Source organism: Chryseobacterium sp. PCH239 (assembly GCF_018924625.1).
Taxonomy (GTDB): domain Bacteria; phylum Bacteroidota; class Bacteroidia; order Flavobacteriales; family Weeksellaceae; genus Chryseobacterium; species Chryseobacterium cucumeris.
This window is the reverse complement of the sequence record NZ_CP073027.1, coordinates 2,544,387-2,559,450: the sequence shown is the minus strand read 5'-3', so window position 1 is coordinate 2,559,450 and position 15,064 is coordinate 2,544,387. Positions and strand designations below refer to the sequence as shown.

Annotated in this window: 17 protein-coding genes; 16 read left to right on the top strand and 1 reads right to left on the bottom strand. The window is 37.2% G+C overall.

Annotated elements, in window-relative coordinates:
* The first annotated feature begins 1 nt into the window (after position 1).
* The 16 genes from KBP46_RS23730 to KBP46_RS11790 all read left to right on the top strand — a co-directional run bounded on the left by KBP46_RS23730 (position 2) and on the right by KBP46_RS11790 (position 14,217).
* Positions 2–502, top strand: coding sequence for a phenylacetate--CoA ligase family protein (locus KBP46_RS23730; RefSeq protein WP_253297024.1), 501 nt, complete (start codon positions 2–4; stop codon positions 500–502).
* A gap of 85 nt (positions 503–587) precedes the next feature.
* Entirely contained in the window at positions 588–1,673 is a 1,086-nt protein-coding gene (locus KBP46_RS11860; RefSeq protein ID WP_062672212.1) for a 2Fe-2S iron-sulfur cluster-binding protein, read from the top strand.
* A gap of 85 nt (positions 1,674–1,758) precedes the next feature.
* Complete coding sequence (gene paaA / locus KBP46_RS11855) at positions 1,759–2,697, top strand: 1,2-phenylacetyl-CoA epoxidase subunit PaaA (RefSeq protein WP_110010672.1); 939 nt, start codon at positions 1,759–1,761, stop codon at positions 2,695–2,697.
* A gap of 111 nt (positions 2,698–2,808) precedes the next feature.
* The gene (gene paaB, locus KBP46_RS11850) at positions 2,809–3,090 is read left to right on the top strand and encodes a 1,2-phenylacetyl-CoA epoxidase subunit PaaB (RefSeq protein ID WP_002981782.1); all 282 of its coding nucleotides are present in this window, start codon (positions 2,809–2,811) and stop codon (positions 3,088–3,090) included.
* A 90-nt stretch (positions 3,091–3,180) separates the two neighbouring features.
* Positions 3,181–3,930, top strand: coding sequence for a 1,2-phenylacetyl-CoA epoxidase subunit PaaC (gene paaC / locus KBP46_RS11845; protein WP_216443346.1), 750 nt, complete (start codon positions 3,181–3,183; stop codon positions 3,928–3,930).
* A 254-nt stretch (positions 3,931–4,184) separates the two neighbouring features.
* Positions 4,185–4,649 (top strand): 1,2-phenylacetyl-CoA epoxidase subunit PaaD, encoded by a 465-nt coding sequence (paaD, locus tag KBP46_RS11840; protein ID WP_216443345.1) that lies wholly within the window; start codon positions 4,185–4,187, stop codon positions 4,647–4,649.
* Between the two features lie 142 nt (positions 4,650–4,791).
* Positions 4,792–5,592, top strand: coding sequence for an enoyl-CoA hydratase/isomerase family protein (locus KBP46_RS11835; RefSeq protein WP_216443344.1), 801 nt, complete (start codon positions 4,792–4,794; stop codon positions 5,590–5,592).
* A 106-nt stretch (positions 5,593–5,698) separates the two neighbouring features.
* The gene (locus tag KBP46_RS11830; protein WP_216443343.1) at positions 5,699–6,832 is read left to right on the top strand and encodes a 3-hydroxyacyl-CoA dehydrogenase NAD-binding domain-containing protein; all 1,134 of its coding nucleotides are present in this window, start codon (positions 5,699–5,701) and stop codon (positions 6,830–6,832) included.
* Positions 6,833–6,923: 91 nt separating this feature from the next.
* Positions 6,924–7,232 (top strand): hypothetical protein, encoded by a 309-nt coding sequence (locus KBP46_RS11825; protein ID WP_216443342.1) that lies wholly within the window; start codon positions 6,924–6,926, stop codon positions 7,230–7,232.
* Positions 7,233–7,241: 9 nt separating this feature from the next.
* A complete protein-coding gene (locus tag KBP46_RS11820; protein ID WP_034695815.1) occupies positions 7,242–7,655 on the top strand; it encodes a PaaI family thioesterase in 414 nt (137 codons plus the stop codon).
* 89 nt (positions 7,656–7,744) lie between these two features.
* The gene (gene pcaF / locus KBP46_RS11815; protein WP_216443341.1) at positions 7,745–8,950 is read left to right on the top strand and encodes a 3-oxoadipyl-CoA thiolase; all 1,206 of its coding nucleotides are present in this window, start codon (positions 7,745–7,747) and stop codon (positions 8,948–8,950) included.
* Positions 8,951–9,046: 96 nt separating this feature from the next.
* The gene (locus KBP46_RS11810) at positions 9,047–9,640 is read left to right on the top strand and encodes a transferase hexapeptide repeat family protein (RefSeq protein WP_047373921.1); all 594 of its coding nucleotides are present in this window, start codon (positions 9,047–9,049) and stop codon (positions 9,638–9,640) included.
* A gap of 18 nt (positions 9,641–9,658) precedes the next feature.
* Positions 9,659–10,486 (top strand): alpha/beta hydrolase, encoded by an 828-nt coding sequence (locus KBP46_RS11805; protein WP_216445425.1) that lies wholly within the window; start codon positions 9,659–9,661, stop codon positions 10,484–10,486.
* Between the two features lie 104 nt (positions 10,487–10,590).
* The gene (gene paaZ, locus KBP46_RS11800) at positions 10,591–13,086 is read left to right on the top strand and encodes a phenylacetic acid degradation bifunctional protein PaaZ (protein ID WP_120233610.1); all 2,496 of its coding nucleotides are present in this window, start codon (positions 10,591–10,593) and stop codon (positions 13,084–13,086) included.
* Between the two features lie 118 nt (positions 13,087–13,204).
* Complete coding sequence (locus KBP46_RS11795) at positions 13,205–13,930, top strand: hypothetical protein (protein ID WP_062672188.1); 726 nt, start codon at positions 13,205–13,207, stop codon at positions 13,928–13,930.
* A gap of 125 nt (positions 13,931–14,055) precedes the next feature.
* Positions 14,056–14,217, top strand: coding sequence for a hypothetical protein (locus tag KBP46_RS11790; protein ID WP_157885761.1), 162 nt, complete (start codon positions 14,056–14,058; stop codon positions 14,215–14,217).
* A 57-nt stretch (positions 14,218–14,274) separates the two neighbouring features.
* Here KBP46_RS11790 and KBP46_RS11785 read toward each other — a convergent pair whose 3' ends face one another.
* A complete protein-coding gene (locus KBP46_RS11785) occupies positions 14,275–14,952 on the bottom strand; it encodes a CPBP family intramembrane glutamic endopeptidase (protein ID WP_062672187.1) in 678 nt (225 codons plus the stop codon).
* Between the last annotated feature and the right edge of the window lie 112 nt (positions 14,953–15,064).

Sequence of the window (15,064 nt, the reverse complement as noted above, 5' to 3'; positions counted from 1 at the left end):
CATGGAGGATTTTGAAGAGAAGGGAGGCGCTTATATCTGGGAAGATCATTTTTATCCGGAAATTTTAGATCCGGTGACCAAACAGCCGGTTCCTTTCGGAGAAGAAGGAGTATTGGTGATTACCACTTTAACCAAAAAAGCAATGCCGCTTTTACGTTACTGGACAAATGATATCACAAGCCTTTACTACGATGAAAATGCCAAAAGAACCATGGTAAAAATGAAACCCATTGTCGGGAGAGCAGATGATATGCTGATCGTAAGAGGAGTCAATGTTTATCCAAGTCAGATTGAAGATGCTTTTTCTTATGTAAAAGGAGTGGTTCCAAACTACTTTCTTACGCCTGTAGAGAAAGAACATATGTGTATTGCTTTGGATATTGATGTTGAAATCGATGATGAATTGGTAAAATCTCAAAAAATAGAATCAAATACCGATGATTATTTTAATTTTGTCGGCAACTTTGGGAAAAATATAGAAAACGAAATAAAAAGAGAGTAGGAATCACTACGAAAGTAAAAGTTCATGCTCAGGACAGCCTGCCAAAGTGCGAAGGTGGAAAAATTAATAGAATACTTAAAAAATAATGAATTCATTTTATAAACTTAAAACAGTTAAAGTTCAGAAAGATACTTCCGAAGCAGTGAATGTGGCGGTAGAAATTCCTGAAGAACTGAAAGATAAGTTCAGGTTCAAGCAGGGACAATATCTGAATTTCCGAATGATGATCAACGGAAATGAAGAAAGACGTTCTTACTCTATCTGTAATGCTCCAAGTGAAAAAGGCAACACGCTGGAAGTATTGGTGAAATTGCTGGAAGGCGGAAAGGTGTCAGGGTATTTCAATGAACACCTTCACATGGATGAAGTGCTGGAAGTAATGCCTCCGATGGGTGGTTTCAATACTTCATATCACCCAAGCAATGTAAAAACTTACGTTGGCCTGGCTGCAGGAAGCGGAATTACGCCTGTATTATCCAATATTAAAGAAAGCCTTTATCAGGAACCTAACAGTAACGCTTATCTGTTTTACAGTAACAGAAGCATGAATCATGTTTTAAGAAAGGCAGAGATAGATAAACTTGTAGAGCACTTCAACGGAAGACTTAAAGTGATTTATCTGGTAAGCCGTGAGAAACACGAGGACCCTGTTTTTGAAGGCAGAATTTCGTCAGAAAAATTAGAGCAGCTGTTTGAAAGATATACAGATATTGATGTAAAAGAAGCTACTTATTTTATTTGCGGACCTTCAGAAATGATTAAGGGGATTGCAGACTATCTGAAAAAAGATAAAAAAGTACCTGCTATTCAGGTTTTATTTGAATATTTCACCGCTCCGGATGAAGAAAATACGGAGGAAATGAGCGATGAATTCAAGGCCATTGCCAATATTGAAAGTATGGTAACGGTTATCATTGATGATGATGAATATTCGTTCCACCTTAATTCTAAAAAAGAGAGTATCTTAGATAAAGCATTGAAAGACAATCTTCCTGTACCTTTTGCATGTAAAGGAGGTGTTTGTTGTACGTGTAAAGCACAAGTTCTGGAAGGAGAAGTTTTCATGGAGAAAAACTATGCGCTTACCGAAGAAGAAGTAGCCAGAGGCTATGTTCTTACCTGCCAATGTCACCCTACAACGAATGTGGTGATGCTTAATTATGATGTTTAAAAATTAATGTAACAATATAACAATGTATCAATATAACAATCATTGGTACATTGCTAGACTAATACATTGTTAAATTGAAAAAATTATGGACTTAGAAAAATTTGTTCAATACGTTCACGAAGAAAATAAAGTAGAACCAAAAGATGTAATGCCAGATGATTACAGAAAGCTACTGGTTCGTCAGATTTCACAGCACGCGCATTCTGAAATTGTAGGAATGTTGCCGGAAGCCAACTGGATCTCCAGAGCGCCTTCATTGAGAAGAAAAATGGCTCTTTTAGCCAAAGTTCAGGATGAGGCAGGCCACGGCTTATATCTTTATTCTGCTACCGAAACGTTAGGAGACGGAAGCATCCGAGCAGACAGAGATGCTACTTATGATGATATGCTGGAAGGAAAAGCTAAATATTCAAGTATTTTCAACTATCCTACCCTAAGCTGGGCTGATATCGGTGCCATCGGTTGGTTAGTAGATGGTGCTGCTATTATGAACCAGGTAATGTTGATGGGGAACTCTTACGGTCCTTATTCAAGAGCGATGGTGAAAATCTGTAAGGAAGAATCATTCCACCAAAGACAAGGGTATGAAATTCTTATGGCATTGTGCCGTGGAACAAAACAACAGAAAGAAATGGCTCAGGCTTCACTAAACCGTTTCTGGTGGCCGGCTCTGATGATGTTCGGACCTAATGATGACAGCTCACCCAACTCTAAAATCTCTATGAACTACAGAGTAAAAAGAGAAAGTAATGACAGTCTTCGTCAGAGATTTATTGATGTTACCGTTTCTCAGGCTGAATTCTTAGGATTAACCATTCCGGATAAAGATCTGAAATGGAATGAGGAAAGACAGCATTACGATTTCGGAGAACTTCCCTGGGATGAATTCATGGAAATCTTAAAAGGAAACGGTCCTTGCAACAAAAAGCGTATCGAAACGAAGAGAAAAGCTCAAAGAGAGAATGCTTGGGTAAAAGAAGCTGCGGCGGCTTTTGCAGAAAAACAACAAAAAGAAGTAATATAATAATGTAACAATATACCAATGTAGAAATGTAACAATCATTGTCATGCTGAGCTTGTCGAAGCATTTCATTGTTAAGCTGGTACATTGATACATTGTTAAATTAATTTGACTATGGCAAATTTAGATATGTGGGAAGTGTTTATTCAGACTAAACCGGGATTATCTCACAAACACGTTGGAATTGTACAGGCACCAACAGCAGAAATGGCTTTGCAGAACGCAAGAGACGTTTATACAAGAAGAAAAGAAGGAACCTCTGTTTGGGTTGTTCCAAGTAAATATATTGTGACTTCGGAAGGAGTAGATAAAGAAGCATTCTTTGATCCGGCTGATGATAAACTATACCGTCATCCAACTTTCTACGAGATTCCAAACGACGTAAAAAATATGTAATTAATAAAGACTTTAAGATGTGAGATCTCAGATACTAGACTTTTTTGTCAATCTGAAATCTAGCATCTGAAATCTGAAATCTACTAAACAATGAACCCATTATATAATTATTTATTAAAACTTGCAGACGACAGTTTCATTATGGGACAGCGTCTGTCTGAATGGTGCGGTGAAGGTCCTTACTTAGAGGAAGATATTGCATTGACAAATATTGCGTTGGATGAACTAGGTCAGGCGAATAACTTTTACGTTTACGCTTCAAGAGTGATTGACAACGGAAAAAGTGAAGATGATATCGCATTTTTAAGATATGAGCATGAATATGTGAATGCACACTGGGTAGAACTTCCTAATGAAGATTATGCACAGACTATTCTTAAAGTATACGTATTGTCTGTCTATCAGAAACTGATGTATGAAGCATTATCAAACTCTGCTAATGAAGAATTGGCTGCCATTGCTCAAAAATCATTGAAGGAAGTAAGATATCACTATACACACGCTGCATCCTGGATGAAAATCTTTGCTCAGGGAACGGAAGAAAGTAAGTCCCGTCTGGTAAAAGCTATAGAAAATATCTGGGAATATACGAAAGGTCTTTTTGCTAAAACAGAAGGTGAAGACGATCTTGTTGCCTTGAATATTGCTCCGGATACAGACGTTCTTTACGAAGAATTTCTTGCAATTACCAAGAAAGATTTTGCAGATTTTGGGTTAGAATATCCTGAAAATGCTTTCATGCAGCCAAAATCAAGAACAGGATACCATACAGAGTATTTCGGATATATTCTTTGTGAGCTTCAGTATATGCAGAGAGCGTATCCTGGCTGTACGTGGTAGGAGATTGCAGTTTTGAAAAAGAAATATTTTAAAATGCTGATAATAGTATTGATTATTTTAATCCCAATATCTTACTTTGGAATAATCAATACGCAGGTTAGTTTAAAGTACGAAACCAGTATTCCTGGAGATTGTGTTTCACAGATAACAGGAAGAAATTTATGTAAGGATATAGAACGAGAAAAAGTATTAATTGTTATTGATATTATTGTGATTGTTCTTTTAATGTTGTTTAGAAAAAAAATAATAAGAGATTGAAAAATCCTTTAGAAATATTAGAAATGGTTCCCGATCCGGAAATTCCGGTAATCAATATTGTGGAATTGGGTATTGTAAGAGAAGCGAAAATTACCAGCGAGAACTCTTGTGAAGTAACGATTACGCCAACTTATTCTGCTTGTCCAGCTATGTTTACCATTGAGGAAGACATTATTAAGATCATGAAAGAAAACGGATGGGATGCCAAAGTAGTCACCAAGATGTTTCCGATCTGGACAACAGACTGGATTACTGATGAAGCGAGAGAAAAGCTCCGTGTTTACGGAATCACTCCTCCCGAAAAAGGAGCAGACGAACACCACATCGGAAAACCGAAAAAATGTCCGCGCTGTGGTTCCGAGCATACCAAACAGATCAGCAGATTTGGGTCTACTTTGTGTAAGGCCTCTTATCAATGCTTAGACTGCCTGGAGCCATTTGATTATTTTAAATGTCATTGATGAATAATCAACCCATATACAACAAATTTTACGGCTATGCAAAGCATAACGAAGGAATTGTTAGAATGTTAAATTATTAGACCGTTACATTGATTTATATTGTTAAATTAGTGCGTTGTTAAATAATAAATTAATAAAAACTATGTATACACAACTTGATATTGAAACGCATTTTGACGGAAAGCTGAAAATCGCATATCTTAATCAACCGGAAACGATGAACGCCCTTACAAAACCGGCTTTATCAGATCTTAGAGACTTTGTTAAAGAGTGCAGCGAAGACGAAACGGTAAGATGTGTTGCCATTTCCGGAAGAGGAAGAGCATTCTGCTCAGGTCAGAATCTGGATGAAGCTTTTGTAGTAGGCAAAGAACACCATGATCATGACATCATCAGAAAAATTGTGGTAGACTATTACAATCCATTAGTAATGGAAGTTACCCGTTGCAAAAAACCGGTTATTGCTTTAGTAAACGGTCCTGCAGTAGGAGCTGGAGCAATGTTGGCGTTAATCTCTGACTTCGTTTTAGCGAATGAGAAAGCATATTTTGCTCAGGCATTTTCAAATATCGGTTTGATTCCTGATACAGGAGGAACTTACTTCTTACCGAAACTTCTAGGTAGACAATTGGCCAATTATTTAGCATTTACAGGTAAAAAATTATCTGCAGAAGAATCTAAAGCGCATGGCCTTGTAGCAGAAGTGTTCACTGAAGAAGAATTCATTCCAAAATCTATGGAAATTCTTGAAAGAATGGCAAACATGCCGACAGCAGCCATCAAGCTTACGAAAAAAGCATTTGCCAATTCTTATAACAACACATTGAAAGAACAGCTTGAACTGGAAGGTGATCTTCAGCAGGAAGCTGCAGAAACAGAAGACTTCATTGAAGGAGTAAATGCCTTTTTACAGAAAAGAAAACCTAATTATAAAGGAAAATAAGAACTAATATAACAATGTACCAATGTAGCAGTTTATCAATGAGATGCTTCGACAAGCTCAGCATGACAATGATTGTTACATTGTTACATTGATACACTGTTACATTATGAAATATGTAGGAATTATCGGTGCCGGAACCATGGGAATCGGCATAGCACAAGTAGCCGCAACGAACGGATGCAAAGTATGGGTTTATGATGCCAACGCAAAACAAGTAGAAACGGCAACGGTAGGTTTGGAAAAAACCTTGACCAAATTGGTTGATAAACAAAAAATTTCGGCAGAGAAAATGACTGAAATTTTAGCTAATATTTCCATTGCTACCGAATTGAAAGATTTCAAAGATTGTGAGCTGATTATAGAAGCCATTATCGAAAACAAAGAGATCAAAACCAAAGTCTTTACAGAACTTGAAAACTATGTTTCTGAAAGTTGTGTTCTCAGTTCCAATACCTCATCTATTTCTATCACCTCTCTGGGTGCAGAACTCAAAAAACCGGAGCGTTTCATCGGAATTCACTTTTTTAATCCGGCTCCATTGATGCCTTTAGTGGAAGTTATTCCATCCTTATTAACAGAAAAAACATTAGCAGAAAAAATTTACAACCTCATGAAAGAATGGGGGAAAACTCCTGTTATTGCCAAAGATATTCCCGGGTTTATCGTCAACAGAATTGCCAGACCTTACTATGGGGAAGCCCTTAGGATTGTTGAAGAAAACATCGCCACACCTGAACAGGTTGATGAAGCCATGAAAACGCTGGGGAATTTCAAAATGGGACCTTTCGAACTGATGGATCTTATCGGAGTGGATGTGAATTTTGCGGTAACAACTACTGTGTACAAAGATTATTTCTACGATCCGAAATACAAGCCGTCTTTATTACAGCAAAGAATGTCTGAAGCCAAACTTCACGGCAGAAAAACAGGAAAAGGTTTCTACGATTACAGCGAAGGAGCAGAAAAACCTATTCCTCAGAAAGACGATGCTTTATACCAGCAGATCTTTTTAAGAATCATTTCCATGTTGATCAATGAGGCTGTTGAAGCGAAAAGATTAGGAGTAGCCAATGACGAAGATATCGAGCTGGCCATGCAGAAAGGCGTTAACTATCCGAAAGGATTATTAAGCTGGGGGAAAGAAATCGGGTATGCAAAAATCTCCGAAACCCTTCAGAGCCTTTACGAAGAATATCAGGAAGAAAGATACAGGCAAAGCCCTTTACTTCGTAAATTATAAAATATACCAATGTATCAGTTTAGCAATGGAACAATCATTTTATAAACATTGCTAAACTGATACATTGCTAAATTGCTACATTAAAAAAATAATGAATATAGATGAATTCAGGGCTGAACTGGAGACCAGACTTTTAATTGAGAAACAGTATTTAACTCAGGAAGCTTCCTCCGGTGATGAGCATGAAAGACTTGAGCTTTTAGGAAAATTTAATGAAAAATATAAAGAGCTGATCAAAAGACTGGCCAACGAAAATGGAATTGATTTAAACGAATCCTATCCCTCTGAAAATTCATCAGACTCAGAAAACCTTTCATACGGGCAGATTATTCTTGGGAAAACCATGAGTGTTTACGACAGATTATCAGATGAGCTGTATGAAGAAATAATAAACATATAATTAACAGAAATGAATCCAAGACAAGTAGCAGATTATATGTTCAATCAGGATTATTTTTCCCAGTGGATGAATATTAAGATGATTGAAGTAAAAGAAAATTACTGTTTAATAGAAATGCCAATTAAGAAGGACATGCTGAACGGGCTTAAAACAGTTCATGGCGGAGTTACCTTTGCGTTTGCAGACTCTGCGCTGGCATTTTCCTCTAATAATACCGGAGATGCAGCTGTAGCATTGAACTGTATCATCAATTTTACCAAAGCAGGAAAGGAAGGTGATGTTTTCAGAGCAGAAAGTGTTTTGGTCAATGATACAAGAAAAACAGCTGTTTATGACATTCAGATTACCAATCAAAATAAAGAGCTGATTGCAAAATTTGTAGGAACAGTTTACAAAATCGGGAAAAAAGTAACAGAATTATAATAAGCAGTAAGCTTGAAGCAATAGGCAGTAAGCTTTTTTGAAGCTGACAGAGCCTACTGCATATAGCTTAAAGCCTAAATCAAATAAAAATGAACAACGTATACATCATAGACTATGTCAGAACTCCCATTTCAAAACTGCAGGGAGGATTATCAGAAGTAAGAGCAGATGACCTGGCTGCTATTGTGATCAAAGAAGTGGTAGCAAGAAACCCTGAAGTTCCAGTTGAGGAAATTGAAGACGTTATTTTCGGATGTGCCAATCAGGCGGGTGAGGATAACAGAAATGTTGCCAGAATGGGACTTTTATTAGCTGGTCTTCCTTATAAAATTGGAGGAGAGACTGTTAACAGATTGTGTGCTTCAGGGATGTCTGCGGTAGCCAATGCATTCCGTTCCATTGCTGCAGGAGAAGGAGAAATTTATATTGCAGGAGGAGTAGAGCATATGACCCGCTCACCTTACGTGATGTCAAAACCAAGCGCAGCTTTCGGAAGAGACAGCCAGATGTTTGATACTACTTTCGGTTGGCGTTTCATCAATCCTAAAATGAAAGAATTATACGGCGTTGATGGAATGGGAGAAACAGCTGAAAACTTAGCGGATATTCACCAGATCAACAGAGAAGATCAGGATAAATTTGCCCTTTGGTCTCAGCAGAAAGCAACTAAGGCTCAGGAAAGCGGAAGGCTGGCAGAAGAAATTGTAAAAGTTGAAATTCCTCAGAGAAAAGGTGATCCCATCGTTTTCGAAAAAGATGAATTCATTAAACCAACTTCATCGATGGAAGGGTTGGCCAAACTTCGTCCCGCTTTCAGAAAAGAAGGAACGGTAACTGCCGGAAACGCCTCAGGAATGAATGACGGAGCCGCTGCTTTGATTTTAGCAAGTGAAGAAGCTGTTAAAAAATATGGGTTGAAACCCAAAGCAAAAATTCTGGGATCTTCCGTGGCAGGTGTTGAACCAAGAATTATGGGAATCGGACCGGTAGAAGCTACTCAGAAATTATTAAAGAGATTAAATCTTTCTCTTGAAGATATAGACATTATTGAACTAAACGAAGCATTTGCAGCACAGGCATTGGCTGTAACAAGAAGCTTTGGGTTGAAAGATGACGATGCAAGAATAAACCCGAACGGAGGTGCAATTGCAATCGGTCATCCACTGGGAGTTTCCGGAGCAAGAATCGTAGGTTCTGCAGCAATGGAACTTCAGAAGCAGGATAAAAAATATGCATTGTGTACCCTTTGTATCGGTGTAGGTCAAGGATATGCAATGGTCATCGAAAAAGTATAATGAATTTGAAAGTGAGTTAATTTGAGAAGTTGAAAACGTTTAAAACCATTATTAATTTTCAAATTATTCCATTCTCAGATTTTCAAATTAAAAAATATGAACATCTACTCATACCACGGGATTCGTCCCATTATAAAACCTTCTGCTTATATTCATCCGCAGGCAGTCATTATCGGGAATGTAGAAATAGGTGAGGAAGTATATATTGGTCCCAATGCGGTCATTCGCGGTGACTGGGGAAAAATTATCATTAAAGACGGAGCTAATGTACAGGAAAACTGTACCCTTCACGTTTTCCCGAATATAGAAACGATCCTGGAAGAATCTGCACACATCGGACATGGCGCGATTATTCATTCCGGGCACATTGGAAAAAACTGTCTGATTGGAATGAATTCTGTGGTAATGGACAAAGCCTATATCGGCGACGAAAGTATTGTCGGAGCATTAGCTTTTGTACCAGCCAATTTCAGATGTGAACCAAGAAAACTGGTGGTAGGAAGTCCTGCAAAAGTGATCCGTGATGTTTCTGATGAAATGATTCACTGGAAAACAGAAGGAACAAAATTATATCAGGAGCTGGCAAGAGAAGGAAAAGAAGCTATTCTACCTTGCGAACCGTTTACAGAATATGTTCAGCAGATCCCAACTAAAATTGTGGATTACAGTATTTGGGATGATATAAAATAATAACCATTACAATTAAATATGATTAAAAAAATTGCGCTTGCATGCAGCATAATGTTTGCGGTGGGGTGTACGTTATCAGCACAGACTGTTTCTACAAAACCGCTTACAATAGGAGAAGTGAGGACCATTAAGTCCAAAACCTTAAATGAAGACAGAACGCTGAATATATATCTTCCACAGGGATATGATAAAACAAAATCATACCCGGTAATTTATTTATTAGATGGAAGTATGAACGAAGATTTTATTCACGTTACAGGATTAGTACAATTCTTTAATCAGATGTATTCCATGCCGGAAACCATTGTGGTGGGAGTTGCTAATGTAGACAGAAAAAGAGATTTTACCTTTCATACGGATTTGAAAGACTTACAAAAAGACTATCCTACAACAGGACATTCAGATAAGTTTATTGCATTCGTTGAAAAAGAACTAAAGCCTTATGTGGAAAGTCAGTTTAAAACTACAGATAAATACCTTTTCGGTCAGTCTTTGGGAGGACTATTGGCAACGGAAATCCTTTTAAAAAAGCCGGAAATGTTCAATAACTATTTTATTATCAGTCCAAGTTTGTGGTGGGATGATGAAAGCCTGTTAAAACAGGCTCCACAACTGCTTTCAAAATCCCCGGACACTAAAAAGTTTGTCTACGTTTCTGTAGGAAAAGGTGAACATCCGGTAATGATAAAAGATGCAGAAGTTTTCTATGATGTTTTGAAAAAAGCCGGAAAGAAAAACTGGACATTAGAATATAAAATGATGGAAACAGACAATCATGCAACCATTCTTCACAGAAGTTTGTATGAAGGATTAGTGAAATTGTTTCCTTATCAGGAACCGAAATAAAAATAAATGTAACAATATACCACTGTAAAAATGTAACAATAAATCCACAGCAAACAATTATTGGTAAAACTGTTACACTTCTACATTGATAAATTAAATATTTTATGGAAAAGTTAAAAAACTATATCTACGGACAATGGGTAGAAGGTACCGGAAACGGAGTTCCTTTGTACAACGCCGTTACAGGAGAACAGGTAGCTGTTTCCGATACAGAAGGGCTTAATTTTGAACAGGCTCTTGACTACGGAAGAACCGTAGGGTACAAAAACCTTTCTTCAATGACTTTCTACGACCGCGGAGAAATGTTGAAAAAAGTAGCACTTTACTTACTGGAAAGAAAGAAAAAATACTACGACTTATCATACAAGACGGGAGCTACCCACATAGATTCGTGGGTGGATATTGAAGGAGGTTTCGGAACTTTCTTTACCTATTCCGGATTGGCAAAAAGAATGCTTCCGAATACTTCATTTTGGGTAGATGGTGATACCCAGAAGATTTCTGCTAACGGAACTTTCCTGGGAACACATATCTTAACGCCTAGTGAAGGAGTCTCGGTACAGATCAATGCTTATAACTTTCCGGTTTGGGGTATGTTGGAAAAATTGTCCACTTCATTGTTAGCGGGTGTGCCTTCTATTGTAAAACCATCTCCTTTCGGGTCTTACCTTACCAATGCTGTATTCCAGGATATGATTGAAAGTGGAGTATTACCTGAAGGAGCTGTTCAGTTAGTGTGCGGAGAACCAGGAAATATCTTAGATTATGTACAGGATGGAGATTCTGTATTGTTCACAGGTTCAGCCAATACAGGAAGAAAATTAAAATCACTGCCATCTATTGCAGGAAATGCGGTTCGTTTCAACATGGAAGCAGATTCATTAAACTGTTCAATTCTTGGATTGGAAGCAAAACCGGGAACTCCTGAATTCGATCTGTTCATCAAAGAAGTTCGTAACGAAATGACGACAAAAGCAGGGCAGAAGTGTACTGCGATCAGAAGAATCATCGTTCCCGAGCATTTAATCGGTGATGTTCAGAATGCTTTATCTAAAGCTTTAGATCAAACAAAAATCGGAAACCCATTAAGCAGAGAAACCAAAATGGGATCTTTGGTGGGAAGACAGCAGTACGAAGAAGTTCTGAGAAAAGTAAACCTATTAAAATCAGAAACAGAACTTGTCTATGACGGTAAACACGAACTGATAGATGCTAACTATGAAAATGGTGCATTTATGAGCCCGAAATTATTCCTGAACGACAGGCCTTTTGAAAAAAATATCTCTCATGATGTAGAAGCTTTCGGACCAGTATCTACATTGATGCCGTATAAAGATGCTGAAGAAGCAGCTGCACTGGCAAAAAGAGGAAAAGGAAGTCTGGTAGGATCTATTGTTTCTCACGATGAGAACTTTATCGCAGAGACTTCATGGAAAATGGCTTCCCAGCACGGAAGAATCTTTGTATTGAACAGAGATAACGCCAAAGAAAGCACAGGTCATGGTTCTCCACTTCCGACATTAATGCACGGAGGTCCTGGTAGAGCTGGTGGCGGTGAGGAAATGGGCGGACTTAGCGGTCTTCATTTCTTCTTACAGAAAACAGCTATTCAGGGATCACCGGATGTGTTGAAAGCTATTACTAAGATCTACCAGCAGGGAGCAGAGAAAAAATTCTCAGATAAACATCCTTTCCAGAAATATTTTGAGGAAGTGGAAGTAGGAGATTCTTTGGAAACAGCAGGAAGAACGGTTACTGACGCAGATATCGTTAATTTCTCCAATGTTTCATGGGATCATTTCTATGCCCATACAGATGCTACAAGTTTAACAGGTACTATTTTCGATAAGACTGTTGCTCACGGATATTTCATTCTTTCAGCAGCAGCGGGATTATTCGTTTCAGGTAAAAAAGGGCCTGTTATTGCCAATTACGGATTAGAAGAATGTAGTTTCTTCAAGCCTGTATATGCCGGAGATACGATCACTGTTTATCTGACAGCAAAAGAGAAAATCAACAGAGGAGTAAAAGGAAGAAATATTCCTTCAGGTGTTGTAAAATGGCTGGTTGAAGTTGTAAACCAAAGAGATGAGGTAGTTTGCGTGGCAACAATTTTAACACTGGTAGCAAAACAATCTCCTTTCATTGATCTGAATTTGAAAAATGTTCAGAAAATACTGAATGGATTAACAGAAAGTACACCTGCACTTTGGGGAAAAATGTCTCCTCAGCAGATGTTAGAACATCTTGAACAGACGGTATTGGTAAGCTTTGGAGAGCCTGAAGCAGAAAAATGCTTTACTCCAGAAGAAAATCTTGAAAAATGGCAGGATTCTCTTTACAACCACAGAGCAATGCCAAAAGAATTTACAGCTCCATTCCTTCCGCAGGACGGTTCACTTCCGGAACCCAAACATAAAAATCTGGAAGCAGCAAAACTGTCATTCATGGATAACCTGAAGAAGTTTGTGATCTACTATAAGGAAAACCCGCAGGCAGAGCACATGAATTACGTTTTCGGAAAGCTGAATAAAGAAATGTGGGAACTGATGCACAAAAAGCATTTTACACACCACTTCCAACAATTTGGATTGATTTAATTCAAAATAAAATATAAATTTAGAGTCCCTTCCGGTTTAAACTGAAAGGGACTTTTTAATAACTCCTGCCAAGGTTTGAAACCTTAACATAAGTAATAAAATTTGAAAATTTTTAATCATGAAATCATTAAAAACTTCTTTTAACATTGTCTTTTGCGCTTTCTCAATTTTATTTCTTTTTTCCTGTTCAGGAAATCTAAAACAAGATAAAGACGGCTATTATTCTGAAGAAAAATTTGTTGACAGTCTGAATGTGGGAAGAAAAGGTAAAACTAAAGTAGAGTTTGAAAAATTTAGACATATTAAGAATGGTGATGTATTTGTTACCTTGAATGTTTATGATCTAAAAGATATTTGGGTGGAAAGTAAAGGATCTATGTTTCATACCTGGGAATTAAAAAATACTTTTAAATTTATCAAAGATGGAGTAACGGGTTTAGATGTTCAAATTGGTGATTTTAATAATGATGGCTTTAATGATGTGACTTATCAAAGTGGAATCGCAGGAAGAGGAGGAAATATAGTGATGACATTATTTGTTTATGATCCTGAGAATAAAGATTTCATCCACATCAAAAATTCTGAATCTTATCCAAACTTAACTTATAATCCTAAATTAAATTGTATTAATTCACTGATTTTAACTGGCTCTACTATCACATCCTTTCTTACAATCAGAAAAGACTCTCTTCAAGAATTTGCCAGAGTGGATGTTTCTGATAAAATAGTGGTGGAAGAAAAAGATTCTACAGGCAAGTTTAAGGTTATTGAAGAAAAAGTATTCAAAGGAAATGATAAGGATCTCTATAAGGTTTTTAGAAATTATAAGCCTTTAGAATATTAGTCTTGTATAAATTGAAATATTCATTATTTCAGTTAGTTATGGTTTTTTGTTTGAAAAATTACTAACTTTAATAGGCGAAATCCGAAAAGCATATAGAGTAGGAGAGAACATCAAAACAAACCACTATGAAAAACTTAAAAAAACTTTCAAGACATGAGTTGAGATCTCTTAAAGGAGCCGGGCCAAACTGGTCTTGCACCCTTAATCCTTGTCCTCCCGGAAGCTGTTGTCTTCCTGGAAGATGGCCTGATATTGCCAGAGCATGTTATATCTGTGCGGATTCTTAGACTTTTTTAACTTAAAACAATACACAAAGCTGCTACTCCTCGTGATTGGCAGTTTTTTTATATTTTTTTCTTAAACTTAAAATATCCGTACATTAAAATGGGTAACGCGAATATCTGAAACAAAAAAACAAGCAATGAAGGGATTCCTTCCAAATGGTTAATATTGGCTTTCATGAAAAGCTGTTTGCCTAACGGACCATTTGAAAATACAATAATATTAAACAAATTCCAGCCCAGATGGAGACCTATAGGAAGATATAGAGATTGAGTTTTAGCAAAAGATACAGCCAGCATCCACCCAAAGATAGCAGTCATTCCAAAAATAATTCCCATCTGAAAAGGATTTCCAAATGCATTATAAGAAAACCAATGGTAGATTCCGAAGCACGCAGCAGATAAAAGGCAGGCTTTTGTCGTACCCCATTTTTCTATAGCAAGATAAAGCAAAGCTCCTCTGAAAAGTAATTCTTCAAACAATACAGACTTCAGAACCCACCATATACCCATTAATGCAGCGGATAATGTAAGTTGCTTATTCAGAATCCAGCCATTATTGATGAATGCAGTTGTCATGATATGATAAAGGCTGCAAATAGCAGCAGCCAAAAGAAGACCAATGCTCCAATGAGCCAGCCTTGTTGAATTAGGCTTAAATCCTAAAACAGAAAGATCCTTTTTTGCTATAAACTTAAGGAGAAGCCATGAAATGATAAGCTCAATGATAATTCCGATCATAGGTTAAAAGTTTTAGTTAGGTGAAATCGCTATTTCATTGAAAACGAATTTAATAAAAAAAATAATATGAATTAGAACTTAGGAAGGGGATCATGAAATATGATAATTCAGT

Bases quoted from the DNA above. Each gene is read 5' to 3' on its own strand.
- KBP46_RS23730 (WP_253297024.1), top strand. From the start codon at position 2: ATGGAGGATTTTGAAGAGAAGGGAGGCGCTTATATCTGGGAAGATCAT.
- KBP46_RS11860 (WP_062672212.1), top strand. From the start codon at position 588: ATGAATTCATTTTATAAACTTAAAACAGTTAAAGTTCAGAAAGATACT.
- paaA (WP_110010672.1), top strand. From the start codon at position 1,759: ATGGACTTAGAAAAATTTGTTCAATACGTTCACGAAGAAAATAAAGTA.
- paaB (WP_002981782.1), top strand. From the start codon at position 2,809: ATGGCAAATTTAGATATGTGGGAAGTGTTTATTCAGACTAAACCGGGA.
- paaC (WP_216443346.1), top strand. From the start codon at position 3,181: ATGAACCCATTATATAATTATTTATTAAAACTTGCAGACGACAGTTTC.
- KBP46_RS11835 (WP_216443344.1), top strand. From the start codon at position 4,792: ATGTATACACAACTTGATATTGAAACGCATTTTGACGGAAAGCTGAAA.
- KBP46_RS11830 (WP_216443343.1), top strand. From the start codon at position 5,699: ATGAAATATGTAGGAATTATCGGTGCCGGAACCATGGGAATCGGCATA.
- KBP46_RS11825 (WP_216443342.1), top strand. From the start codon at position 6,924: ATGAATATAGATGAATTCAGGGCTGAACTGGAGACCAGACTTTTAATT.
- KBP46_RS11820 (WP_034695815.1), top strand. From the start codon at position 7,242: ATGAATCCAAGACAAGTAGCAGATTATATGTTCAATCAGGATTATTTT.
- pcaF (WP_216443341.1), top strand. From the start codon at position 7,745: ATGAACAACGTATACATCATAGACTATGTCAGAACTCCCATTTCAAAA.
- KBP46_RS11810 (WP_047373921.1), top strand. From the start codon at position 9,047: ATGAACATCTACTCATACCACGGGATTCGTCCCATTATAAAACCTTCT.
- KBP46_RS11805 (WP_216445425.1), top strand. From the start codon at position 9,659: ATGATTAAAAAAATTGCGCTTGCATGCAGCATAATGTTTGCGGTGGGG.
- paaZ (WP_120233610.1), top strand. From the start codon at position 10,591: ATGGAAAAGTTAAAAAACTATATCTACGGACAATGGGTAGAAGGTACC.
- KBP46_RS11795 (WP_062672188.1), top strand. From the start codon at position 13,205: ATGAAATCATTAAAAACTTCTTTTAACATTGTCTTTTGCGCTTTCTCA.
- KBP46_RS11790 (WP_157885761.1), top strand. From the start codon at position 14,056: ATGAAAAACTTAAAAAAACTTTCAAGACATGAGTTGAGATCTCTTAAA.
- KBP46_RS11785 (WP_062672187.1), bottom strand. From the start codon at position 14,952: ATGATCGGAATTATCATTGAGCTTATCATTTCATGGCTTCTCCTTAAG.